Below are 21827 nucleotides of genomic sequence, written 5' to 3' on the forward strand. Positions count from 1 at the left end.
GCGGTCACCCGCCCCGCCGCACCGCCGCGATGATCGCGATGCCCGAGTCGATGGCCGTGTCGGTGTTGGCCGCGTAGCCCAACACCAGGCCCGGCCGGTACGGCCGCAGGCAGTGCCAGGACAGCGGCTGCACCTTCACCCCGCGCGCCAGCGCCGCCGCCGCCAGTTCGGTGTCGGTCATGCCGCCGTCGAGGGTGACCGTCAGGTGCAGCCCGGCCGCCGCGCCGTGGACGGTCGCCTCGGGCAGGTGACGGGCCAGGGCGGCGATCATCGCGTCGCGACGGCGTACGTGCCGGCGGCGCAGCAGCCGCAGTTGTCGCTCGAACTCTCCGGAGGTGATCAGCTCGGCGAGGACGAGTTGGGGCAGGACGGCGTTGCCCAGATCGGCGTTGCGTTTGGCCGCCACCACCGCGTCGCGGTATCGGCGGGGCACCAGCAGCCAGCCGGTCCGCAGCGCCGGGGCGAGCAACTTCGATACGCTCCCGGCGTAGCACACCCGGTCCGGCAGGGTGGCCCGTAGCGCGGGCACGGGGGGCCGGTCGTAGCGGTGCTCGGCGTCGTAGTCGTCCTCGATGACCAGGCCGCCGGAGAGGGCCCAGTCGGCGAGCTGACGGCGCCGCTCCCCGTCGAGCACCACACCGGTCGGGAACTGGTGCGCCGGGGTGAGCATGACCGCCGGCACGCCGCTGGCGGTCAGGTCGTCGACCCGTACGCCGGCGTCGTCCACCGGGATCGGCACGGTGGTGAGCCGCCAGTTGTCGAGGTGCTGCCGGACGCCGAGTGACCCGGGGTCCTCGACGCCCACCGTGGTCACACCGTCGTCGCGCAGCGCCTGGGCCAGCAGGCCGAGCGCCTGTGAGACGCCGGTGGTGATGATGACCTCCGCCGGGTCGACAACGACGCCCCGGTTGCGGGCCAGCCAGCCGGCCACCGCCCGACGCAGCGTCGGTGTCCCGCACGGATCGCCGTAACCCAGGTCGGTGGCGCGCAGCCGGCCCAGCACCGCCTTCTCGGCACGCAGCCACGCCGCGCGGGGAAACGCCGCCAGGTCGGGTACGCCGGGGGTGAGGTCGATCCGGGCCGGGATGGTGCGTACCGCGTCGAAGATGTCGGTGTCGGGTGCGGACCGGAACACGGCGGCCGGATCCGGTGGCGGGCTCGACGACGCGGCGCCGGGCGATTCGCCGGTCGGCGCCGCGGCCGTGGCCGCGAGCGCGGTGGCGACGACCACCGTGCCGGCCCGGCCCCGGCCGGTGACGTGCCCGTCCTCCATCAGCCGCTGGTACGCCTCGACCACCACGCCCCGCGACACCCGCAGGTCGGCGGCGAGGGTCCGGGTGGCGGGCAGCCGCGAGCCGACCGGGACGGTGCCGTCGGCGATCGCCCGGCGCAGCCGGTCGGCGAGCCAGGTGGCCCGACCGCCCGGTGGGGCCTGCGTGATGTCCAGGTGCAGAAAGTCCGCCCCGGCGTTGAGGGTGGGCTCCGCGATCGGCCGGGCCGTTGGGCCCGCTCCCCTACCCACGGTTGTGGACCTGTCGGATGGCGCGGTTTTGGCACTGCTCACCGGACCATTCTGACGGCAGGGTGGTGTCGTACCGTCACCGGACCAGGGAGCACTTCTCGTGACCATCGCGTTCCTGTTGACCACACTCGTGGTGGTCGCGACCCCGGGTGCCGGGGTGCTGTTCACCCTCTCCGCCGGCCTGACCGGCGGGCACCGGGCCGCCCTGCTCGCCGCGCTCAGCGGCACGTTGGCCACCCTGCCGCACCTGGTGGCGGCGATGACCGGGCTCGCCGCGCTGCTGCACTCCAGCGCACTCGCCTTCGACCTGGTCAAGTACCTGGGCGTGGGCTATCTGCTCTGGCTGGCGGTGGCGACGTTACGCGAGCGGGGCGCGTTCACCGTCGACGACCAGACCCCGGCTCGCCCGGCCGGCCGGATCATCGGCTCGGCGGTGGCGATGAACCTGCTCAACCCGAAGTTGACGATCTTCTTCGTCGCGTTCCTGCCGCAGTTCGTGCACCCCGGCAGCCCGGGTGCGCTCGGCCGGATGCTCGCGCTGGGCGCGGTCTTCACGGCGACCACACTGGTGGTCTTCGTCGGCTACGGGCTCTGCGCCGCCGCGGTCCGCCGACGGGTGCTCGACCGGCCCCGGGTGGCCGACTGGCTGCGCCGGTGCTTCGCCGGGTCGTTCCTGGGGCTCGGGCTGCTGCTGGCCCGCGCCGAGGCGTGAGCGGACGAGGTGCCGAGCGTGTTCTTCCAGCACTCACCACAGGTGTGGGCGCAGCACCCCACGCTGGTCGCCGGCGTGCTGTACGCCGAGGGAGTCGCCGGCCGGCCCCGGGCGGAGCTGCCGCTGACCGAGCTGCTCGCGGCGGCCCGCCGGCGGCTCGCCGGAGGCACCGAGGCGGGATTCGCGGAGATCCAGGCGTGGCGGCGGGCGTTCGCGCGGATGGGCCTGGCTCCCACGAGGTACCGCTGCGCCGCGGAGTCGCTGCTGCGGCGGCTCCGCACCTCCGGCGACCTGCCCCGGGTACACCCGCTCGTGGACCTCGGCAACGCCGTCTCCGCCGCGTACGCGGTGCCGGTCGGGATCCTCGACGTCGACCGCTGTGGCGGGGGCATCGAGGTGCGCCCGGCCCGGGGTGACGAGCGCTACCTGACCTTCGGTGGCGTCGAGGAGCATCCGGAGCCGGGTGAGGTGATCTTCGCCGATCCGCATGGACGGGCCCACGCGCGACGCTGGACCAACCGGCAGAGCGGTTGGTCGGCGGTACGCGAGGACACCCGCGCCGTCCTGGTGGTCGTCGAGGCGATGCACGACGAGGCGGTGCGCGACATGGACGGGCCCACGCGCGACGCTGGACCAACCGGCAGAGCGGTTGGTCGGCGGTACGCGAGGACACCCGCGCCGTCCTGGTGGTCGTCGAGGCGATGCACGACGAGGCGGTGCGCGACGTGCCGGCGGTGCTCGACGCGCTCGCCGCCGGACTGCGACACGGCTGGGATGTCCCGACACGCGTCAGCGTGCTGACCCCGGACCAACCACGGTTCGAGGCGTAGCGGGCGGCCCACCCCGGGCGCGGCCCGGGGCGGCCGGCACGGGGCGGCCGTTCCGGGCCGCGCCCGGGGTGGGTCAGCGCGACTCGCCCGGCGCGAGATGGCGGTAGCCGGGCACGGTCTCACCGAACCAGCCGTTGACGCTGGCCAGACCACGCTCGTTGAGCTGGGCGTCGTGGATCGGGATGACCTCGGTCGCGCCGACCCCGACGGCGAAGTCGATCGCCTCGGTCAGCTTCAGCCAGGACGCCTGCGCCGGCACCAGCAGGGTGCGCACCGGCCGGCCGGGCGGGTGCAGTGAGTCGCCCGGGTGATAGACCGCGTCGGCGACGAGATAGCCGAGGTTCACACAGTCGGGCCGCCCCCCGTGGATGGTGGCGTGCCGTCCACCGACCGCCGTGACCTCCAGGCCGGCGGCGGTGAACCGCTCCCCCGCCCGCACCCGGGTCACCGGCAGCGGCGCCAGGTCCGGCAGGACGGCACCCTCCGGCGCGTACACCGGCACGCCGAGACCGGCGAGCCGGAGCACGTCGACGTGGTCGGTGTGCTCATGGCTGACCAGCACGGCGTCGGCGCCGGCCAGCGCCCGCGGCTCGCTCCAGGTGCCCGGGTCGATGACGAGCACGACGCCGTCGTGTTCGATCCGGACGCAGGAGTGCGTGTACTTCGTGATCCGCATCCCCGGCAGGGTACGCCGGGAGGTCGTGCCGCGCGGGGGTCCGTTGTCAGGTGCGGGTGGGTCGACGGCGACCGGCGCGGGTGGCCGGCGGACGTTCGGCCGCCGCCTCGACCGCCTGACACAGGTCGGTGAGCGGGTCCACCGCCTGCGCCGCGCAGGCCACCTGGCGCAGCAGGGTGCGCAGGGATTCGGCCTGCTCGGCGGAAAGCTCCCGCAGCAGGCGCGCCTCGACCGCGCCGAGGGCCTCCCGGCGGCGTCGCGCGGCCTCCCGGCCGGCCTCGGTGAGGGTGACCAGGCGGCTGCGCCGGTCCGCCGGATCGGGTCGGCGGACCACCAGCCCGTCCCGTTCCAGGTCGTCGATGAGGTAGGTGAGCACGGTCCGGTCGATGCCGAGTTCCTCGGCGATCGCGCCCTGGTTGGGGGCGGGCTGCCGGTCGGCCGAGGTGAGCACCTGGTAGCCGCGCGGCCCGCCGGGCAGGTCACCGACGGCGTGGTCGGCGGCGCGAGCGTAGGCGCGGAAGACGACGCCGAGCATCCATCCGAGGTCATCGTTGATCGGGTCGCTGGCCTGGGCACCGCTCATCATCCCACGATAGCGTAAGTCACATATTTTCTTTAGCGATGATGTTCTGTGGGACATAGCATTTCACCCGTGGCGGGCGACGCCGCCGGATCGGAAGGACGGCCGAGATGAGCGACTACGGGCACCCACTGACCTTCGGGTCGTTCCTCACCCCCGGCAACGCCGATCCCGCGCGGCCGGTCGGCCTGGCCATGCTCTCCGAGCAGGTCGGGCTCGACCTGGTGACGTTCCAGGACCATCCGTACCAGCCGGCGTTCCTGGACACCTGGACACTGCTCAGCTTCGTCGCCGCCCGCACCGAACGGGTACGGCTCTCCGCCAACGTCACCAACCTGCCGCTGCGCCCGCCCGCCGTGCTCGCCCGCAGCATGGCCAGCCTCGACCTGCTCAGCGGCGGCCGGATGGAACTCGGCCTCGGCGCCGGCGCGTTCTGGGACGCCATCGAGGCGATGGGTGGGCGACGCCTCTCCCCCGGGCAGGGCGTACGTGCCCTGGAGGAGGCAATCGAGATCATCCGTCAGATCTGGGACGCCGACGCCCGGGGCGGTGTCCGGGTCGAGGGCGAGTTCCACCGGGCGGTCGGTGCCAAGCGGGGACCGGCCCCCGCGCACGACGTGGGCATCTGGCTCGGCGCCTACAAGCCGCGCATGCTGGCGTTGACCGGACGCCGGGCCGACGGCTGGCTGCCCTCGCTGGCCTACCTGCAACCCGGCGACCTGGCCCGAGGCAACGCGATCATCGACGAGGCCGCCGACGGTGCCGGCCGGTCCCCCACCGGCGTACGCCGCCTGCTCAACGTCAACGGCCGGTTCGCGGCCACCGGGCGGGGTCCGCTGGACGGTCCGGCCGAGCAGTGGGCCGAGGAACTCGCCGACCTGGCGCTGACCGAGGGGATCAGCACCTTCATCCTCGGCAGCGACAACCCGGACGACCTGCGGCGCTTCGCCGCCGAGGTGGCGCCGGCCACCCGGGAACTGGTCGCCGCCGAACGCGCCACCCCGCCGGCCGGCACCGCGCCCGGCAGCACCACCGCCACCGCCACCGGCGACGCCGCCCCCGGCCCGGCCACGGCGCAGGGCCCGGACCGACGGCACCGGAGCATGGTCGGGGCGGCTCCGTTCGCCGTGACCCCCACTCCCGATGACGGCGTTCGCCGCAGCGACGTACGGGTGTGGGACGAGTCGGCCCGACCGACCGGGCCGGCACCGGACCCGCAGCGCACCTACACCGCGCACGAGCAGGCCGGTGCGCAGCACCTGATCGACGTCCACGACGGGCTGCGGGCCGAACTGGCCCAGATCCACGACCTGGTCGAGCAGGTCGCGGCCGGGCTGATCGACGTGGGCACCGCCCGCTCGCACATCAACACGATGACCATGCGGCAGAACAAGTGGACCCTGGGCACCTACTGCGAGTCGTACTGCCGGGTGGTGACCACCCACCACACCATCGAGGACCGGTCGCTCTTTCCCCACCTTCGGCGGGCCGACCCGCGGCTCAAGCCGGTCATCGACCGGCTCGAGGAGGAGCACCACGCCATCCACGACGTGTTGGAGGGCGTCGACCGGGCGCTGGTCGCCTTCGTGGCCACCCAGGACGGCATGGCCGACCTGCGGGCCGCGGTGGACCTGCTCAGCGACACGCTGCTGTCACACCTGTCCTACGAGGAGCGCGAACTGGTCGAGCCGATCGCCCGCCTCGGCGCACACTAGCGTGGTGGTTGCCCGATGCCCCGCGTCGGACGAGGTGAGCCGGGTTCCCCACCGACGTCGAGTGGCTCGGAACGCGACGACCGATTGCCGCCAGACGGTGCCGTCGGCCGCCCGGCAGTCTCGACGGCATGTCGAGCACCAGCCCAGCCGTCACCAGCGGCCCCGTCCGGTTCGAACCCTGGTACGCCTTCGCCGAGGGCGGCCCGGTCGAGCGTGCCCTGCTCCCGTTCCCGTCGACCGCGCCCGCGCCGTTCGAGGTCGCCCGCTGGTCGGTCGCCCCCGGGACCGCCAACGACCTCGACGTCCACCGGTCCCGGGAGGTGTGGGTCGTGGTGGCCGGCACCGGCACGCTGAGATGGGCCGATCGGAGCGCCCGCCTCCGCGCGGGGGACGTGGTCGCGTTCGACAGCCAGGTGCCGCACCAGATCCGCAACGACGGGCCCGACCCGCTCCTCGCCGTCTCCGTCTACTGGTTGCCGCAGGACGTCTGAGGTACGGCCGGCGTAGCGGGGTCGCGGCGGGCATCATCGGATGCATGGAGCCGGCTCGGGGACACCGGTGCGTACCGCACACCGCGGACGTCCGGATCGAGGCGTGGGCGCCGGACCGGGCCGGTTGCGTGGCCGAGGCGGTCGCCGCGCTGGTCGAGTCGTTCACCGACCCGGGCGTGGCTCGGCCCAGCGCCCAGCGGACGTTCCACGCGCCGCCCGCCGCCGACGCGGACCTGCTGGTGACCGTCCTCGACGAGGTGATCTTCCGGATGGAGACGACCGACGAGCTGCCGCTGGCCAGCGAGGTGACCGACGACGCCGGCGGCGGGTTGTCGATCCGCTGGCGGACCAGCGCCACCGCCGAGCTGGAGCTCACCGGCGCGGTGCCCAAGGCGGTCTCGCTGCACGAGCTGCGCTTCGGTCGCGACGGCGAGGGCTGGTCCTGTGCGGTGACGCTCGACGTCTGAGTCAGCCCTTGACCACGCCGAGCGGCACCAACCGGGCCACCTTGCGGCACAGGCCGGCCCCCTCGGCGGACTCGACGACCGCCGCGATGTCCTTGTACGCCGACGGCATCTCCTCGGCCAGGCCGCGCCGGGACGCTCCGCGTACCGCGATGTCCTGCTCCTCCAGTTCGGCGCGCGGGTCGGTGCCGTGGCCGGCGGCGACGGCCTGCTTGCGGCTGCGCACCCGGCCCGCCCCGTGACAGGTGGAGGCCCAGGCGGGTGAGCCGGCCACCCCGGTCAGCACGTACGAGCCGGTGCCCATCGAGCCGGGGATGAGCACCGGCTGGCCGGCGTCGCGCAGGTCGTCGGGGAGTTCGGGGTGCCCGGGCGGCAGGGCGCGGGTGGCGCCCTTGCGGTGTACGCACAGCCGCCGCGCGACCCCCGCCACGACATGCTCCTCGATCTTGGCGAGGTTGTGCGAGACGTCGTACACCAGGTCGAGGCGCCGCCCGGTCAGCCGCTCGAAGATCTGCCCCGCCGCGTGGGCGAGCAACTGCCGGTTCGCCCGTGCGTAGTTGGCCGCCGCGGCCATCGCGCCCAGGTAGGCGCGTCCCTCCGCGGAGGCCACCGGCGCGCAGGCGAGTTGCCGGTCCGGTACCTGGATGCCGTGCCGGCCCATCACCCGTTCCATGACCCGCACGTGATCGGTGCAGATCTGGTGGCCCAGGCCCCGCGACCCGCAGTGGATCATGACGCAGACCTGACCGGTGCGCAGCCCGAACGCCTCGGCGACCGGCTCGTCGTACACCTGCTCGACCGCCTGCACCTCCAGGAAGTGGTTGCCGGAGCCGAGGCTGCCGACCTGGCGCGCGCCGCGCTCGATCGCCCGGTCGCTGACCTGGCCCGGGTCGGCGTCGTCCACCGCGCCGTGGTCCTCGCACCGGTCCAGGTCCCGCTGCACGCCGAAACCGCGCCGCACCGCGTACCGGGAACCGCCGCGCAGCACCGCGTCGAGTTCGTCGCGGCCGGTGAGGTGCCACACCGCCCCGCTGCCCATGCCCCTCGGGGTGGCCGCGCTCAGCCCGTCCATCACCGCGTCCAGGCGTGGGCGGAGCTCGTCGTGGCCCAGGTCGGCCACGAGCAACCGGACGCCGCAGGAGATGTCGAACCCGACACCACCGGGCGAGACCACACCGTCGGCCTCGACGTCGGTGGCGGCGACCCCGCCGATCGGGAAGCCGTAGCCCCAGTGCAGGTCCGGCATGGCGTACGAGGCGTCGACGATGCCGGGCAGGGTGGCCACGTTGGCGACCTGCTCCAGCGACCGGTCGGCCGTCGGGTCGGGCAGCAGCGACCGGGACGCGAAGACCACCCCCGGCACCCGCATCGGGTCGTGCCGTTCGATCCGGAACCGGTACGGCGACTCCTCGACCACCTCCATCCGCGGCGGCTACCCGCCATCGCCCCGGCTACACCTGCCGCAGCCGACCATCGCCCACGGACGTGCCGGACGGTCACCGCCGTACGTCGAGAGGCGACCCCCGTTCGCGTCGCCGGACGGCAGATGACCCACCGTCGCCGACCTAGCGTTCGTAGCGCAACGGACCGACGCGCCCGCACGGGGCGCCGAACCGGCAGGAGGACCGGTGTCGCGCAGCAGACTCACCTGGATCGCGCTCGTCGCGCTGACCTGGGCGGCGATGATGTCGTTCGGCGGCGTGGCGGCCGAGACCGTGATGCTCTATCCGAACATCTTCCACGACGCACCGGCGTCGCTGGAGCGAGCCCGCGAGTTCATGGTCGTCAGCGGCCCGAGCGACTACTTCCCGCCGCTGGGTGCCTCGGTGGTGCTGCTCGGTGCCGCCACCACCCTGCTCACCTGGCGCGACCGCCGGCTGCGCTGGTGGGTCGCCGCCGCGACCGGGGTGTTCGTCGCGTGTGAGTTCCTGTTCTCGGTGGTCTTCTTCTGGCCCCGAAACGAGATCATGTTCGTCGACCTGGTCGGCACCCACTCGCCGCAGTACCTGCGCCAGGTGGCCGAGGAGTTCGTCGCCGGGCACCGGGTGCGGCTGGTCGGTGGCGCGGTGACCGCCGCGCTCGCCTTCACGGCCCTCCTGCGGTGGGCCCGTACCGCCGTCACACCTGGTAGAAGCGACGGTAGCGGCGGATGAGCCGCCACTGCACCAGCACCGCGACGACGGTCAGCAGCATCATCACCAGCGTCGCCGCCGCCGCGTAGCCGTACCGCAGGTACTCGAAGCCGGTCTGGTAGACGAAGAGCGACAGGTAGGTGGTGGCGTACGGTGGCGGGCCGCCGTCGGTCACCACGAACGCCGGCACGAAGGTGAAGTGCAGGCTGGCCACGGCGTCGCGTACCGCCAGCAGGGCGAGCACCGGCGCCATCAGCGGCAGGGTGATCCGGCGGAAGACGTCCCAGCCGGTGGCGTCCTCGAGGGCGGCCATCTCGTACACGTCGCGGGGCAGCGCGCGCCGGGCGGCCAGCAGCACCACGAAGGTCTCCCCCATGGTGAACAGGCTCATCAGGATGATGCCGGCGCGAGCGCTGGTCGGGTCGGTCAGCCACTGCGGCGGGGTACGCCCCAGCACGGTCAGCCCGTGCTCACCGCCGAGGCGCAGCAGCTGGTTGATCGGCCCGTACAGCGGGTTGAACAGCCAGAGCCAGAGCAGGCCGTAGGCGATCTCCGGTACGGCGGTGGGCAGCAGCGCCGCGGTGCGGGCGGTGCCGACGCCGGGGGCCCGCCGGTGCAGCAGCAGCGCCAGGCCGAGCGCCAGCAGCACCCGCAGCGGTACGGCCACCAGCGCGAAGACCACCGAGTTGAGCAGCGCCACCCGGAAGATCGGGTCGTCCAGCAGGGCGACGAAGTTGTCCAGCCCGGCCCAGGTCGGCGGGCGCAGCAGGTCGTAGTCGGTGACCGACATGCCCAGCGTCACCAGGGCGGGCAGCAGCACCAGCCCGACCAGCCCGACCAGGTACGGCGCCAGCATCAACGCCAGGTGTCGCCGTGACCGGCTGTCCGGGCGCCGGGCCGCCCGGGCCCGTGGCCGGGTGGCTGACGCCTCACCGCCCGCGCTCACGGTCGGTACCGTCGGCCGGTGTCGGCGTGGAACAGGTGCGTGTCGGCCCAGCGCACGTCGAGGCGTACCGTCGCGCCGCGCTCGGGCCGGCGGGCGGCCGGCACCCGGGCGACCACCGGCTCCCCGGCGGCGAGGCTGAGGTACGCGAAGGCGTCCTCGCCGATCACCTCGACCCGGTCGACGGTGGCCGGGGTGCCCTCGGCGGCGTCGAGGGCGACCGCCTCGGGCCGGAATCCGATCTCCAGCGGACCGTCGGGCAGCGCTGGTGCGTCGCCACGCGGTCGCAGCGGGCCGTCAGCCGGCAGCAGGTTCATCGACGGTGAGCCGACGAATCGGGCCACGAAGGTGCTCGCCGGGCTGCGCCAGATCTCCTCCGGGGTGCCCACCTGCTCGACCCGCCCGTCGCGCAGCACCGCGATCCGGTCGGCGAGCACCAGCGCCTCGGTCTGGTCGTGGGTGACGTGCACCATGGTCGCCCCGATCCGGTCGTGCAGGGCCCGCAGCTCGGTGCGCATCTCGGTGCGCAACGCCAGGTCCAGGTTGGACAGCGGCTCGTCGAGCAGGAACACGTCCGGCTCCCGGACCAGGGCCCGGGCCAGGGCGACCCGTTGGCGTTCGCCGCCGGAGAGCTGCCCGGGCCGGCGGTCGAGCAGCCCGGCGCAGCCCACCGTCTCGGCCGCCGCCCGGGCCCGCTCGCGGGCCTGCCGACGCGGGGTGTCGCGTACCTCCAGGCCGAAGGCGATGTTCTCGACCACGGTCAGGTGCGGGAACAGCGCGTACGACTGGAAGACCATCGACACGTTGCGCCGGCCGGGCCGCTGGTCGGTGACGTCCCGACCGGCGATGCTGATCCGTCCGGCGGTGACCGGTTCCAGCCCGGCGACCACCCGCAGCACCGTCGACTTGCCGGCGCCGGAGGGACCGAGCACCACCAGCAGCTCACCCCGGGAGACGGTGAGGTCCACCTCGTGCAGCACGGTGGTGTCGCGGTAGGCGGCGCTGACCCCGTCGAGCACCAGTCCGTCGGTCACGCCGCTGCCCCCCTGCGGTCGGCGACGCCGCGAGGCGGCAGCGCGCCGCGATGATGGTTCGCTCGCTGACGCTCGCTCACCCGTTCTCCCCCCGGGCGAACATCGGCCGGCTCTTGGTGTCCAGCTCGCGGATCACGTCGTCGAGCTTGTCGCCGCGGTGCATGGCGTTCTCCAGGATGCCGTAGCTGAGGTCCTCGATCTCCGGCCAGGTGGAGACCGTCGGCAGGGCCCGGACGGTGGGAATGGCGTCGAGGAAGACCTGTGAGTTGCGGGGCGGCTGGTCCGGGTCCAGGAACGCCGGTGAGCGGGACACCTCGATGTGCGAGGGCACGGTGCGCCCGGTCGCGGCGATGATCCGCTGGCCCTCCTCGTCCATCGCGTACTCCATGAACCGCCACGCGGCGTCCTTGTTCCGCGACCCCCGGGTCATGCAGTACGCGTCGGAGTGCAGCACGCCGACCGGCTGCCGGTAGACCGGCAGCGGCGCGACGTCCCACTCGAAGCCGCTGATGGTGCGGAAGTTGGTGGTGGCCCGGCGGGAGGTCATCAGCATGGCGAGGCGACCGTTGAGGAAGCGCGACTCGTCGTCCTCCGCCTCCACCTCGGCGTCGCTGGGCACCACCCCGTACGCCAGCCGCAGGTCGACCAGGTTCCGCAGCGCCTCGCGGGCGGCCGGGCTGTCCAACGTCAGCCGGGTCGGCCGCTCCGGGTCGTCGACGATCTCACCGCCGTTGGACCAGACCAGCGGGGCCAGCCGGATGATCGACGGCTCCACGCCGAGCCCGTGCACGGCGGGCAACCGGGCGGCTCCCTCGGCCTCGGTGCCCTTGATCACCAGCCCCCGGTCGTCGCGGGTCATCAGGGTGGCGGTGGCGACCAGGTCGTTCCAGGTCCAGCCGGCCGTCGGCACGGGCACGCCGAACTTCGTGAACAGGGTGCGGTTGTAGTAGACGGCGAGGCTGGAGACGTTCTGGGGCAGGCACAGCTGCGCGTCGTCCCAGCGGAACGCCTCCATCGCCACCGGGTAGTAGTCGGCCGGGTCGAGCGCCGCCGAGGCGGCGATCCGCTCGTCCAGCGGCTCCACCACGCCCTTGGCGGCGAACTGCCCGTAGAAGCGGTAGTTCATCAGGAAGAGGTCCGGCGGTGCGCCACCGGCGACCGAGGTGGCGAGCCGGGCCAGCAGGTCCTTGCGGTCGCTGGCCTCGATCAGCTGGACCCGCTCGCCGGGCCGGGCCTGCTGGTACGCCTCGATGAGGGTGCGGTACGCGCCCAGTTCCTCCGGCGCGCCAAACACCAGCAGCTTGACCGGACCGGTGGACGACGACGCGCCGCCGGAACCGCAGCCGGTGACGGCGAGCACGGCGCTCAACGCGAGGGCGAGCAGGGGTCTGGGTCGCACGGTGGTCATCCCTCGGGTCGGTCGTCGTGGTGCAGGAAACGCCGCTGGGCCAACGCGAAGACCACCAGCGCGGGCACCGTGGCGATCACCGCCCCGGCCAGGAAGGCGGGGAAGTTGGTCGGGTCCAGCAGGGACAACGACCGTAGCGCCAGGGGCAGGGTGAACAGGTCACGATCGTAGATGTAGATCAACGGGTCGAGGAAGTTCGACCAGGTCAGCACGAAGGTGAGGGCGGTGAGTCCGGCGGTCACCGGGCGGACCAGCGGCAGCGCGACCCGCCACCAGGTGCGCAGCGGCGACAGGTCCTCCACCAGACAGGCGTCGTACAGGTCGGCCGGCAACGCCCGGAAGGCCAGGTAGTAGACCAGGACGTAGAGCGGCGAGGTGCCCAGCAGGGCCGGGGCGACCAGCGGGACGAGGGTGTCGGTCAGCCCGAGGAACCGGAAGATCGCGAAGCGCGGCACCAGCAGTGCGGTCGCCGGCACCATGAGCGCGACCAGGGACGCCGCCACCACGACGGCCGTGGTGCGCGGGGCGAGCCGGGTCAACGCGAAACCCGCCAGCGAGGCGACGAGCACGCTCAGCGGCACCGCCACCACGGCGACGAGCACGGAGTTGAGCGAGGCGCGCAGCAGACCACCGAGGTCGAGGGCGCGCTCGTAGCCGGTGGTGGAGAGCGGGTCGGGCACCAGCTGCGGCGTCGGCGACGGCGGTAGGCCGGGCTCGGTGAGGGAGCCGGAGACCAGCAGCAGCAGCGGCGGGACGAAGACCAGGATGACGAAGGCCGCGCCGAGCGTACGCCACAGCCGGGCGGCCCGCTCGGGCAGCGGCGAGGGGCCGCGGGTGCGGCCCCTCGCCAACGTTGTGCCGATGATCGGAAACCCTACTTCAAACTGAGTTTCCAGGCGCCGAGGCCGTGCGAGGCGGCGTAGAGAACCCGCTCGCCGGGCACGACGGTCAGCCCGGCGACCTCGACGTTCGGCATGCCGGCCGCGGCCTTGGTCCAGGACGTCTTGCCCTTCGGCAGCAGCAGCACCCCGAAGTCGGTCGAGGCGTACAGGTCGCCGGTGACGTCATCGCGGACCAGGTCGGTGATCGGCTGGTCCCCGAAGTCGTACGACCGGTCGCTCCAGGTCGCCCCGTCGGCCGTGGCCCGCACCTCGAAGGCGTGACCGGGGGTGGCCGGGGTGTTCGAGCCGTACCCGCTGTAGGAGATCCACGCCCGGGCCGGGTCGGCCGGGTCGACGTGGATGCTGGTCACGAAGCGGTTCGGCGTGGCGGCGGTGTCCACCCGGGTCCAGGTCACCGCGGAGGCCGGCTCGGCGTCGACGTTGCGGGAGACGAAGACCCGGCCGGTGCTGGTGGCCGCCCACGCGGTCGAGCTGTCGGAGTCGACCCGCTGGACGACCGACACGGCCCCGCCGGCCCGGTCACCCCAGCCGGCAGCGGTCAGGCCGGTGGTGCCCAGCGGCTCCCAGTCGCCGCAGTCCTCCTCGTAGGTGCCGGTCCAGGAGTTGCAGATCCGGTCGGCCTCGGCCAGGCTCCGGTCGCCCAGGCCGAAGGTCTTGGTGCGGTACACCGACAGCCCGGTGCCGGCGAACATGGTGCCGCTGACCTTCGGGTCGGTGATCACCGGGGCGTAGAACAGGTTGCCCGGCTGGCCGAAGATCGGGTCCGCGGTCCAGATCCAGCTGGCGATGTCGCCGTTGGCGAAGCTCACCTCGGGCGAGACGTCGTAGAAGGTGTGGAACCGGAACTCGGGGCGGGCGACGTCCCAGCCGGAGGCACCGCCGTCACCGATCATCGTGTTGACCCAGCGCTGACGCTGGCCCTTGTTCTCCCAGGTGCCGTTGTCCTGGGTGCCGCCCTGCAACTGGTTCACGTCGTGCGGGCTGACCGAGAGGCTGATGAACTGCAGGGTGTTCATGCCCTTGTTGACCCCCTCCAGCTTCGACGGGATCTTCGACAGCATCTGCCGGCAGCGGTCCCGCTGGGCCTGGGTGGTCAGGTTGCGGTCCGGGTTGTCGCACCAGGACGAACGGTCGACGAACTCGCCGCTGGAGCGCATCACCCCACCGTCGTTGGCCTCGAAGAACTGGTACGGGTTACGCGGGTTGGTGACCAGGTCGTGCTGGTCGGGGTGCAGGCCGTTGGGGTGCAGTTCGTCGGTGCCGTCGTAGGTCATGTCGGTGCCGCTGACCCCGGCGTCGGTGGACAGCACCACGGCCCGCTTGTTGGCCACGGTCTCGCCGTACAGGTAGGAACCGCCGGTGTAGACGATGTCCGGGTGCCCCTGCGGGGTGTGCACGAAGACGTCGTACCAGCACTGACCGGTGCACTGGTTGTAGGTGGCGAAGCCCGGGTCGGCCGGGTTGGAGCTGGTCAGGTCGGCGAACGCCGGGGAGCCGGCGGCCACGTCGTCGCTGCGGAACAGCCGCGAGTACGGGGTGCCGGTGTTGCCCTCGTACACGTACATCCGGGTCTTGCCGCCGGGCAGGGCGGTCACGTCGATCGCCGCGCGGGTCTGGAACATCGCGGCGTTGAGCGACGGCTTGATCTGCGTCCAGGTCGTACCGGCGTCGGACGAGCGCCACACGCCCCGGGCGTACGAGGAGGCGTAGACGATGTTGGCGTCGCGCGGGTCGAGCTTGACCTGGCGTACACCGCGCGGGGAGCAGCTGGTCGTGTTGTTGTACTCGGCGAGGCTGCCGGTGCAGGCCGTGGCGTCGGCCGAACCGTTGTGGATGAACTTCCAGCTCTTGCCACCGTTGGTGGACTTGTAGAGGCCCCACTTCTCGGCGTCCGGCACCGGCCGGGTGACCCCGGTGCAGCAGGAGCTGGACATGCCGCGCAGCGCCGTGGTGGTGGCCACGTAGAGCGTCTTGGGGTCACCGGGCTTGATGGTGATCTCACCGATGCCCTTGCCGGCGAGGACGTCCTTGCCGAGCGGGCCGGACCAGGTCAGGCCCCCGTTTGTCGACCTGTACAGGCCGACGCCGGCGACGCAGCCGGAACCGCAGGTGTTGGCCTCGCCGGTGCCGACGTAGATGGTCAGGCCGGTGCGGTCGTTGCGGTCGATCGTCACCGCGCCGGCGGCGTTGATGCCCAGCGGACCGCCCAGGTAGAACCACTTCGGCTCGGCGGCGAGGATGTTGAGGGTGCCCCAGACGCCACCACCGGCCGGCGTGACGTACGCCCGGCACAGCAGCTTGGAGCAGTCGGGGCTGATGTCGATGGAGGTGACCCGGCCGCCGGCCACGTACTCGTTGGGCACGTAGTTGAAGGCGTTGCGGTACTCGGTGAACGGGTACAGCGCCTCGCTCGGACCGATGTTGGTCCACTGCCGGCTGCCCCTGAACCGCTTGTCGGCCGCCGTGAAGGCCGCCTTGGACCGGTCCAGCTGGGCGATGGTGATCGCGTCGGCCGGGTAGGCGCGCTCCAGGAACGCCTGCTGGGCGGCGCCCCCGGGCCCGTCGGGTGACATGCCGCCGTCGCCGGGAACGGCCTGGCGCAGCCGCTCCAGGTGGGCGCCGAGGGCGTTGGGCATCTCCCCGCCGGCCGCGACGGGTGCCGGCACCTCGGCTCCGGCGTAATGAATTCCGACCAGGCCGGTCGATGCCACCAGGGCACCGACCGCCAGGCCCACGAGCAGATGGCGACGTCTACGCTTCACGGGGGTCCCTCCGGCATGACGGCGTCACCGCAGCGCGGCATCCGGATTGGCGACCGTCGCTGGCAGCGTCCACGCAGGAATATGTCAGAGGGATCCACTACAGGCAATAGAGCTGTTGCACGTTATCGAACCGGTGCCGGGAGGGACGGGTCGCATGTCCGAGGGACACCCGCTGGCGGGTGGCGGCGAGCTGCGTGCCGACTGTGCCCGGTGCTTCGGCCTGTGCTGCGTCGCCCCCGCGTTCGCCGCCTCGGCCGACTTCGCGCTCGACAAGCCCGCCGGCCAGCCGTGCCGCAACCTGCGCGCGGACTTCGGCTGCGCCATCCACGCCGAGCTGCGCGGGCGGGGCTTCGCCGGCTGCACGGTCTTCGACTGCTTCGGCGCGGGTCAGCGGGTCGCTCAGGTGACCTTCGGTGGTCGGGACTGGCGCAGCGAGCCGGGCAGCGCGCGGCAGATGTTCGACGTCTTCGCGGTCATGCGTCCGTTGCACGAGCTGCTGTGGTATCTGACCGAGGCGCTGCGGCTGGGTCCCCCGGCCGAGCTGCGCGGGCGGTTGACCGCCGCGCTCGCCGAGACCGAGCGGCTGGCCGCCGCCGACCCGGAAACGCTGCTCGCCCTGGATGTCGACGCGCACCGGGGAACGGTCAACGCGCTGCTGTCGCGCGCCGCCGACCTGGCCCGCGCCCGCGACGGAGCCGGCGTCGACCTGCGCGGCGCCGCGCTGGTCGGCCGCGACCTGCGCCGTACCGACCTGCGCGGAGCCAACCTGCGCGGCGCGCTGCTGGTCGGTGCCGACCTGCGCGCGGTCGACCTCGCCCGGGCGGACCTGACCGGCGCGGACCTGCGCGGGGCGGACGTGCGGGGGGCGGACCTCGCCGATGCCCTGTTCCTGCACCGGTCGCAGGTCGAGGCCGCCCGTGGCGACCTGCGGACCCGGCTGCCGGAGCGGATCGTCCGCCCGGCCCACTGGTCGCAGCTGCCGCACGCCGCGACGTCGACGGCGCGGCGCGGCCGGCGCCGCTGACCGGTGCCCGGGGATCTCCCGGATCTCGTCGAGCCAGCTCGGACGGTGACCCGGGAGACGCCCGGACGGCCCTGCCCGCCGTCCCCCGTCCCCGCGACGGGCAGGGCAGCTCTGTCGGCGCGGCCGTCAACCGGGGTACGGCTCGACGGACCGTGCGGTGCGCAGCGCCGTCGCCCACCAGCGCAGGTCGGCGAGCAGAGCGGCGAGGTGTTCCGCAACCCGTTCGGCGTCGCGCAGGTCACCGTCGGCGTCGAACCGCTCCCACACGTTGGCGAAGGCGACCGAGTGCCGCAGCGTGACCGCGTGCAGCTCGGCGAAGACCAGCCGTAGCTGCTCGACGGCGCGCAGGCCGCCGGAGATCCCGCCGTAGGAGACCAGGGCGACCGGCTTGGCCCACCACTCCCGGTGGACGCTGTCGATCGCGGTCTTCAGCGGTCCCGGATAGCCGTGGTTGTACTCCGGAGTGAGCACCAGAAAGGCGTCGGCCCGCCGGATCCGGTCGGCGAAACCCCCGGTGTCGCCGGTGCCGTCCATCGCCGCCGGCAGGGTCAGCCCGGCGAGGTCGATCAGGTCGACGTCGAAATCGGTACGGCCTTTCAGCCGGCCGAGCAACCAGTCCGCGACCCGTGGCGCGAACCGCTCGGCCCGGACGCTGCCAATGATCACCGCCAGCCGGATCGGTGGGTCGGACATGCGGATCACCTCTCTGCCTGGGTGGGTCGGGCCAGTACGGCGAGGTCGTCCGGGGACAGTTCGACGCCCAGCTCGGCGATCAGGGTGCCCAGCTCGGTGGCGGCCACGGTGCGGGTGACGGTGACACCGTCGGCACGCTCGACGGCGTACTCCCGGCCGACGAGTCTCCGGACCTGGTCGTCGTCCTTGCGGACGACGACCAGCTGGCCGACGAAGGGTGAGCCTGGGCTGGTCGCGGTGAGCTGGTTGGCGCCCTCCACGTCGACCGGGTACGTGGTCTCGTCGACGAGGGTGTAGAGCGTCTCCCAGCCGTCGGGTCGCCACTGCTGCAACCGCCAGCCGCCGTCGCCGCCGAGCCAGGTGCGGAGCCGCCACCGGCCCTGCGGGTGCACCCGGGCATGGATCAACGGAACCGGTTCGAGCAGTCCGGAGCCGAAGCCGGGATCGGCCAGCCAGTCGACGTTCCCGAGGCGGACCCGCACCACCAGGTGCGAGCGGGGTCGCGGCTGCACGGCCGGGTCACCGGTGCGGGTGAGTGTCCGGGTGATGGTGAACCCGAGCTTCTCCAGCACCGCCGCGAAGAGCAGACCGTGTTCGAAGCAGTAGCCGCCGCGCCGGTGCCCGACCAGTTTCGCCTGGATGACGGCCAGTTCGACGCTTACCCCACGGCCCAGCGGAATGTCCAGGTTCTCGAACGGGATCGCCGCCACGTGCGCCCGGTGCAGTGACGCCAGGGTTTCCTCGTTCACCCTCGGCCGGGACGGGTGACCGATCCGGGCCAGGTAGGCGGGCAGGTCGAGCTGGTCCTCGTCCCGGTACGGCCAGCTCACCGGGCCCGGGCGCATCCCCGTCGTGTCCATGTCGGGACCGTACGGTGTGGAAGCGGTTACACCGCAAGTGCCGAGGTGGCGCGGTTCAGGCGCTCTGCCGGTGCACCAGCGTCGACGGATGGACGACCTGGGCCGACGCGTCGGCGGTGCCGTCGAGCAGGCAACGCACGGCACCGACGGCGATGCGCTCCACCGGATGGGTGGCGGTGGTCAGCGCCGGCCGGCCCAGCTCGGCCAGCGGCACGTCGTCGAAGCCGACCACGGCCACGTCGTCGGGGACGTGACGCCCCTGCTCGGCCAGGTGCCGCAGCGCACCCAGGGCGGTGATGTCGGTGATCGCGACGATCGCGTCGGTGTCGGGCCAGCGTCGCAGCACCCGCTGCGCTGCCGCCGCCCCGGTCGCCAGGCTCAGCCCTGCGGTCACGGTACGCACGGGCAGGCCGTGCTGGCGCAGGCTCGCCCGGTAGGCCGAGAGCGGCTGCCGCATGCTCGGCACCCAGCTCGGCCCGGTCAGCATGGCGATCCGCCGCCGGCCACCGGCGATCAGATGCCGCAGGCTGGCGCGCATCGCCGCCCGGGTGTCCACGTCGTGCGAGGCGACCCGCCCGAAGCCCGGGCCCACCACCGCGACTCTCCCGCGCAGGGCGGCGGGCACCGCGTCGAGCAGCTGAAGATCGTGGTTGACCAGCAGCACCCCGTGCACGCCCCGGTCACGGGCGACCTCCACGACGGGAGTGACGTCACCGGGGCGTATCCACCGCGTCGAGACGCCGAGACCGTGCCCGTCGGCCTCCCCCGCGGCGGCGCCGACCAGCCGGGTCACGTACTGGTCGGCGAGCATCTGGGGGTGCGTGGCGACGACGCCGATCACCAGCCGGTGACCTCGTCGCCTGGCCAGCGAGACGGCCAGCGGGTTCGGCACGTACGCCAGCTCGGCCGCGACCCGCCTCACCTGCTCGCGTACCGGAGCGGAGACCGGGCCGTTGCCGCTGAGCGCCCGCGACGCGGTGGCGGTGGACACCCGCGCCAGGCGGGCCACGTCGGCGAGGGTCGGCTGGGCGGGACGTGATCGTGCCACTGGCTTCTCCGGATCGCAGGTACGTTCATCCTGCCCGACGGCAGCCAACTGATCGACCGGTCAGCGGCGACCCGTCGTGGCGGCGGCGCGGGCCTCGGTCATGCCCTGATTCGCCAGAGCGTCGGCCCGCTCGTTCTCCGGGTGCCCGTTGTGGCCCTTCACCCACAACCAGGTGATCCGGTGCCGGGCGCAGGCCGCCTCCAGCCGCTGCCACAGGTCGGCGTTCTTCACGGGCTGCTTGGCGGCGGTCAGCCAGCCGTTGCGCTTCCAGGACGCCAGCCAGCTCGTGATGCCGTTGCGCACGTACGTGCTGTCGGTGTGCAGCTCGACGGTGACGGGGCGGGTCAGGCTCTCCAGCGCCTCGATGGCCGCGGTCAGTTCCATCCGGTTGTTGGTGGTCGGGTTCGCCTCCCCGCCGCGCAGCTCACGTTCATGAGAGCCGTAACGCAGCACCGCGCCCCAGCCACCCGGGCCGGGGTTGCCGCTGCACGCCCCGTCGGTCCAGATCCGCACCACCCGGCCGGCTGCCTCGTCCACCATGTGTGGAACCTATCCGACGCCGGTCCGGCACCGGTGGCCGCCGCCGAGGTGCGGCGACGGGCGGCTCACCGCAGCGGACGGTCTCCGGTGGGCGGCTCACGGTCGACGACCGGCGGCGGCACCGTCCAGGTGGGGCGGTGCGAGGGCATGAGCCGATCGCGGATCCGACCGGCGGCATCGCCGACGGTGGCGGCGACCATGGGTCGCAGGCGGGTGGAGCGCATCACCGTCAGATCCTCGGCCACGGTGGTCTCGCCGTCGAGGAAACGCAGCACCCGCTGCGCCGGGTTGCGGTCGAAGAGCCGGCCGAAGAACGCGGGGCCGTCGACCAGGTCGCGGTCCAGCGCCCGTAACGCGACCGCGTCCATCCACCGGTGCCGGCGGGGGTACGCGGGCGCCGGCACCGGCGCATGGCCGGCGGCCACCGCCCGGGCCACCTGCTCGGCCTGACGGTGCATGGCCGAGAAGGTGAAGCCGGTGGAGGGACGGGTGGCACCGCCGGCCGTGCCGAGCCGCACCACCCGCGGCGAGGGGCGGACCACGAACGGACCGTCGGTCATCGGTATGACGCCGTTCTCGACCTCGGTCACAGTGAGGCGGGCCGGATCGAGACCGAGCAGATCCCGGTATCCGGCCAGCGCGGCGTCGTACGCCGCCCCGGTCAGCAGGTCGGGTGAGAACTCGGTGTACTCGACCAGCGCGTACCGGCTGTCGACGGGCAGCACGTAGCCGAAGGAGACGCCCCGGGCCGGTTGCGGGGTGCGGAAGTCCATCAGGACCGCCCGTGCCGGGTCGAAGACCGGCCGGTCGGCCGTCAGCCACCAGCCACGGAAGTGCTGCAACCAGTTGGTGCGACCGGGCCGGCGCGGCGGTCGCGGCCGGGAGTCCAACAGCCAGCGGGTCCGCAGCAGCGGCCGACCGTCGACGGCGCGCACCAGCACCCGTTCACCGTCGTCGTCGACGTCACCGGCAGCGGCGACGATCCGCAGCGCGCCCAGGCGCCGTTCCGCCTCGGCGGCCCGCTGGTAGATCGGGCCGGAGCGCAGCATCGCGTACCGCAGGGGCGCCAGGTCCAGGGCGCGGTGCGCGTCGGGCGTGACCACCTCGACCCGTGACCAGTTGGCGCTGAGCAGCTCGTCCAGGTCGTTGCCCGGCTGGTCCCAGAACGCCCATGTACGGTCCTGGCCGCGCCGGTGCACCGGATCGACGACGGCGATCCGCACATCGCGTACGCCGTGCCGGGCCAATGCGGCCAACACCAGCGAGGCGGCGCCGCCCCCACCGACCAGGGCGAGGTCGACGTCGACCGGCGCGCAGCTCATCCGATCACGCTGCCACACCGGTACCCGGACCAGATGAGCAGGGGCGGAGCCCCGGCCGCCCCGGCAGAGCAAAGACCGCCGGCCGGCGCCCTGGTTCGGGTGCCGGCCGGCGGTCTTGTTTCCCCCTGTGGAGGAATGTCTAGGGTTGTCAGCTGTTCCAGTGTTGGGC

General features: G+C 73.1%; 21 protein-coding genes. 7 read left to right on the top strand and 14 right to left on the bottom strand.

The genetic code is table 11. The annotated features are described in order from the left end of the window. Positions 1-4 precede the first annotated feature (4 nt). Entirely contained in the window at positions 5-1522 is a 1518-nt protein-coding gene (gene pdxR / locus SM447_RS28875) for a MocR-like pyridoxine biosynthesis transcription factor PdxR (protein WP_474576035.1), read from the bottom strand. A gap of 100 nt (positions 1523-1622) precedes the next feature. Between pdxR and SM447_RS28880 the strand changes: the two genes are divergently transcribed. Then, positions 1623-2234 carry a LysE family translocator gene (locus tag SM447_RS28880; RefSeq protein WP_474576036.1) on the top strand — a complete coding sequence of 204 codons (612 nt, stop codon included), beginning with the start codon at positions 1623-1625 and terminating at the stop codon, positions 2232-2234. 18 nt (positions 2235-2252) lie between these two features. Next, a complete protein-coding gene (locus tag SM447_RS28885) occupies positions 2253-3035 on the top strand; it encodes a B3/B4 domain-containing protein (RefSeq protein WP_474576037.1) in 783 nt (260 codons plus the stop codon). 102 nt (positions 3036-3137) lie between these two features. On the opposite strand, the gene SM447_RS28890 is transcribed toward SM447_RS28885, so the two are convergent. Together SM447_RS28890 and SM447_RS28895 are read right to left on the bottom strand one after the other, a co-directional pair. Further along, positions 3138-3740, bottom strand: coding sequence for an MBL fold metallo-hydrolase (locus SM447_RS28890; RefSeq protein WP_474576038.1), 603 nt, complete (start codon positions 3738-3740; stop codon positions 3138-3140). 46 nt (positions 3741-3786) lie between these two features. Further along, on the bottom strand, positions 3787-4326 hold the full coding sequence (locus tag SM447_RS28895) for a MarR family winged helix-turn-helix transcriptional regulator (protein WP_474576039.1): 540 nt from the start codon (positions 4324-4326) through the stop codon (positions 3787-3789). Positions 4327-4430: 104 nt separating this feature from the next. Here SM447_RS28895 and SM447_RS28900 point away from each other — a divergent pair, with 104 nt between their 5' ends. From SM447_RS28900 to SM447_RS28910, 3 genes are all read left to right on the top strand, one after another. Then, positions 4431-6035 (top strand): LLM class flavin-dependent oxidoreductase, encoded by a 1605-nt coding sequence (locus tag SM447_RS28900; RefSeq protein WP_474576040.1) that lies wholly within the window; start codon positions 4431-4433, stop codon positions 6033-6035. 128 nt (positions 6036-6163) lie between these two features. Then, the gene (locus SM447_RS28905) at positions 6164-6526 is read left to right on the top strand and encodes a cupin domain-containing protein (protein WP_474576041.1); all 363 of its coding nucleotides are present in this window, start codon (positions 6164-6166) and stop codon (positions 6524-6526) included. Positions 6527-6570: 44 nt separating this feature from the next. Beyond that, entirely contained in the window at positions 6571-6993 is a 423-nt protein-coding gene (locus SM447_RS28910; RefSeq protein ID WP_474576042.1) for an archease, read from the top strand. Between the two features lies 1 nt (position 6994). Here SM447_RS28910 and SM447_RS28915 read toward each other — a convergent pair whose 3' ends face one another. Beyond that, positions 6995-8413 (bottom strand): RtcB family protein, encoded by a 1419-nt coding sequence (locus tag SM447_RS28915; RefSeq protein ID WP_474576043.1) that lies wholly within the window; start codon positions 8411-8413, stop codon positions 6995-6997. 205 nt (positions 8414-8618) lie between these two features. Here SM447_RS28915 and SM447_RS28920 point away from each other — a divergent pair, with 205 nt between their 5' ends. Then, positions 8619-9143, top strand: a complete 525-nt coding sequence (locus SM447_RS28920) for a DUF1772 domain-containing protein (protein ID WP_474576044.1) — start codon at positions 8619-8621, stop codon at positions 9141-9143. Here SM447_RS28920 and SM447_RS28925 read toward each other — a convergent pair. The 5 genes from SM447_RS28925 to SM447_RS28945 form a co-directional block, all read right to left on the bottom strand. Further along, positions 9109-9978, bottom strand: coding sequence for a carbohydrate ABC transporter permease (locus SM447_RS28925; RefSeq protein WP_474576055.1), 870 nt, complete (start codon positions 9976-9978; stop codon positions 9109-9111). The genes SM447_RS28920 and SM447_RS28925 overlap by 35 nt on opposite strands. 86 nt (positions 9979-10064) lie before the next feature. After that, positions 10065-11099 carry an ABC transporter ATP-binding protein gene (locus tag SM447_RS28930; RefSeq protein ID WP_474576045.1) on the bottom strand — a complete coding sequence of 345 codons (1035 nt, stop codon included), beginning with the start codon at positions 11097-11099 and terminating at the stop codon, positions 10065-10067. A gap of 76 nt (positions 11100-11175) precedes the next feature. After that, positions 11176-12507 carry an ABC transporter substrate-binding protein gene (locus tag SM447_RS28935; RefSeq protein ID WP_474576046.1) on the bottom strand — a complete coding sequence of 444 codons (1332 nt, stop codon included), beginning with the start codon at positions 12505-12507 and terminating at the stop codon, positions 11176-11178. Beyond that, positions 12504-13358, bottom strand: coding sequence for a carbohydrate ABC transporter permease (locus tag SM447_RS28940; protein ID WP_474576047.1), 855 nt, complete (start codon positions 13356-13358; stop codon positions 12504-12506). Before SM447_RS28940 ends, SM447_RS28935 begins: the two co-directional genes overlap by 4 nt. Positions 13359-13381: 23 nt before the next feature. Next, the gene (locus tag SM447_RS28945) at positions 13382-16171 is read right to left on the bottom strand and encodes a WD40/YVTN/BNR-like repeat-containing protein (protein ID WP_474576048.1); all 2790 of its coding nucleotides are present in this window, start codon (positions 16169-16171) and stop codon (positions 13382-13384) included. A gap of 154 nt (positions 16172-16325) precedes the next feature. Here SM447_RS28945 and SM447_RS28950 point away from each other — a divergent pair, with 154 nt between their 5' ends. Continuing rightward, positions 16326-17195 carry a pentapeptide repeat-containing protein gene (locus tag SM447_RS28950; RefSeq protein WP_474576049.1) on the top strand — a complete coding sequence of 290 codons (870 nt, stop codon included), beginning with the start codon at positions 16326-16328 and terminating at the stop codon, positions 17193-17195. Positions 17196-17321: 126 nt separating this feature from the next. Here the strand turns inward: SM447_RS28950 and SM447_RS28955 are convergent, their stop codons facing one another. The 5 genes from SM447_RS28955 to SM447_RS28975 all read right to left on the bottom strand — a co-directional run bounded on the left by SM447_RS28955 (position 17322) and on the right by SM447_RS28975 (position 21658). Continuing rightward, positions 17322-17888: an NADPH-dependent FMN reductase gene (locus SM447_RS28955; protein WP_474576050.1), complete on the bottom strand. Its 567-nt coding sequence runs from the start codon at positions 17886-17888 to the stop codon at positions 17322-17324. Positions 17889-17893: 5 nt separating this feature from the next. Beyond that, on the bottom strand, positions 17894-18748 hold the full coding sequence (locus tag SM447_RS28960; protein ID WP_474576051.1) for an arylamine N-acetyltransferase family protein: 855 nt from the start codon (positions 18746-18748) through the stop codon (positions 17894-17896). Between the two features lie 55 nt (positions 18749-18803). After that, the gene (locus tag SM447_RS28965; RefSeq protein WP_474576052.1) at positions 18804-19796 is read right to left on the bottom strand and encodes a LacI family DNA-binding transcriptional regulator; all 993 of its coding nucleotides are present in this window, start codon (positions 19794-19796) and stop codon (positions 18804-18806) included. 60 nt (positions 19797-19856) lie between these two features. Next, a complete protein-coding gene (gene rnhA, locus SM447_RS28970) occupies positions 19857-20336 on the bottom strand; it encodes a ribonuclease HI (protein ID WP_474576053.1) in 480 nt (159 codons plus the stop codon). 65 nt (positions 20337-20401) lie between these two features. Next, positions 20402-21658, bottom strand: a complete 1257-nt coding sequence (locus tag SM447_RS28975; protein ID WP_474576054.1) for a lycopene cyclase family protein — start codon at positions 21656-21658, stop codon at positions 20402-20404. Between the last annotated feature and the right edge of the window lie 169 nt (positions 21659-21827).

The organism is Micromonospora aridisoli, from assembly GCF_056150025.1.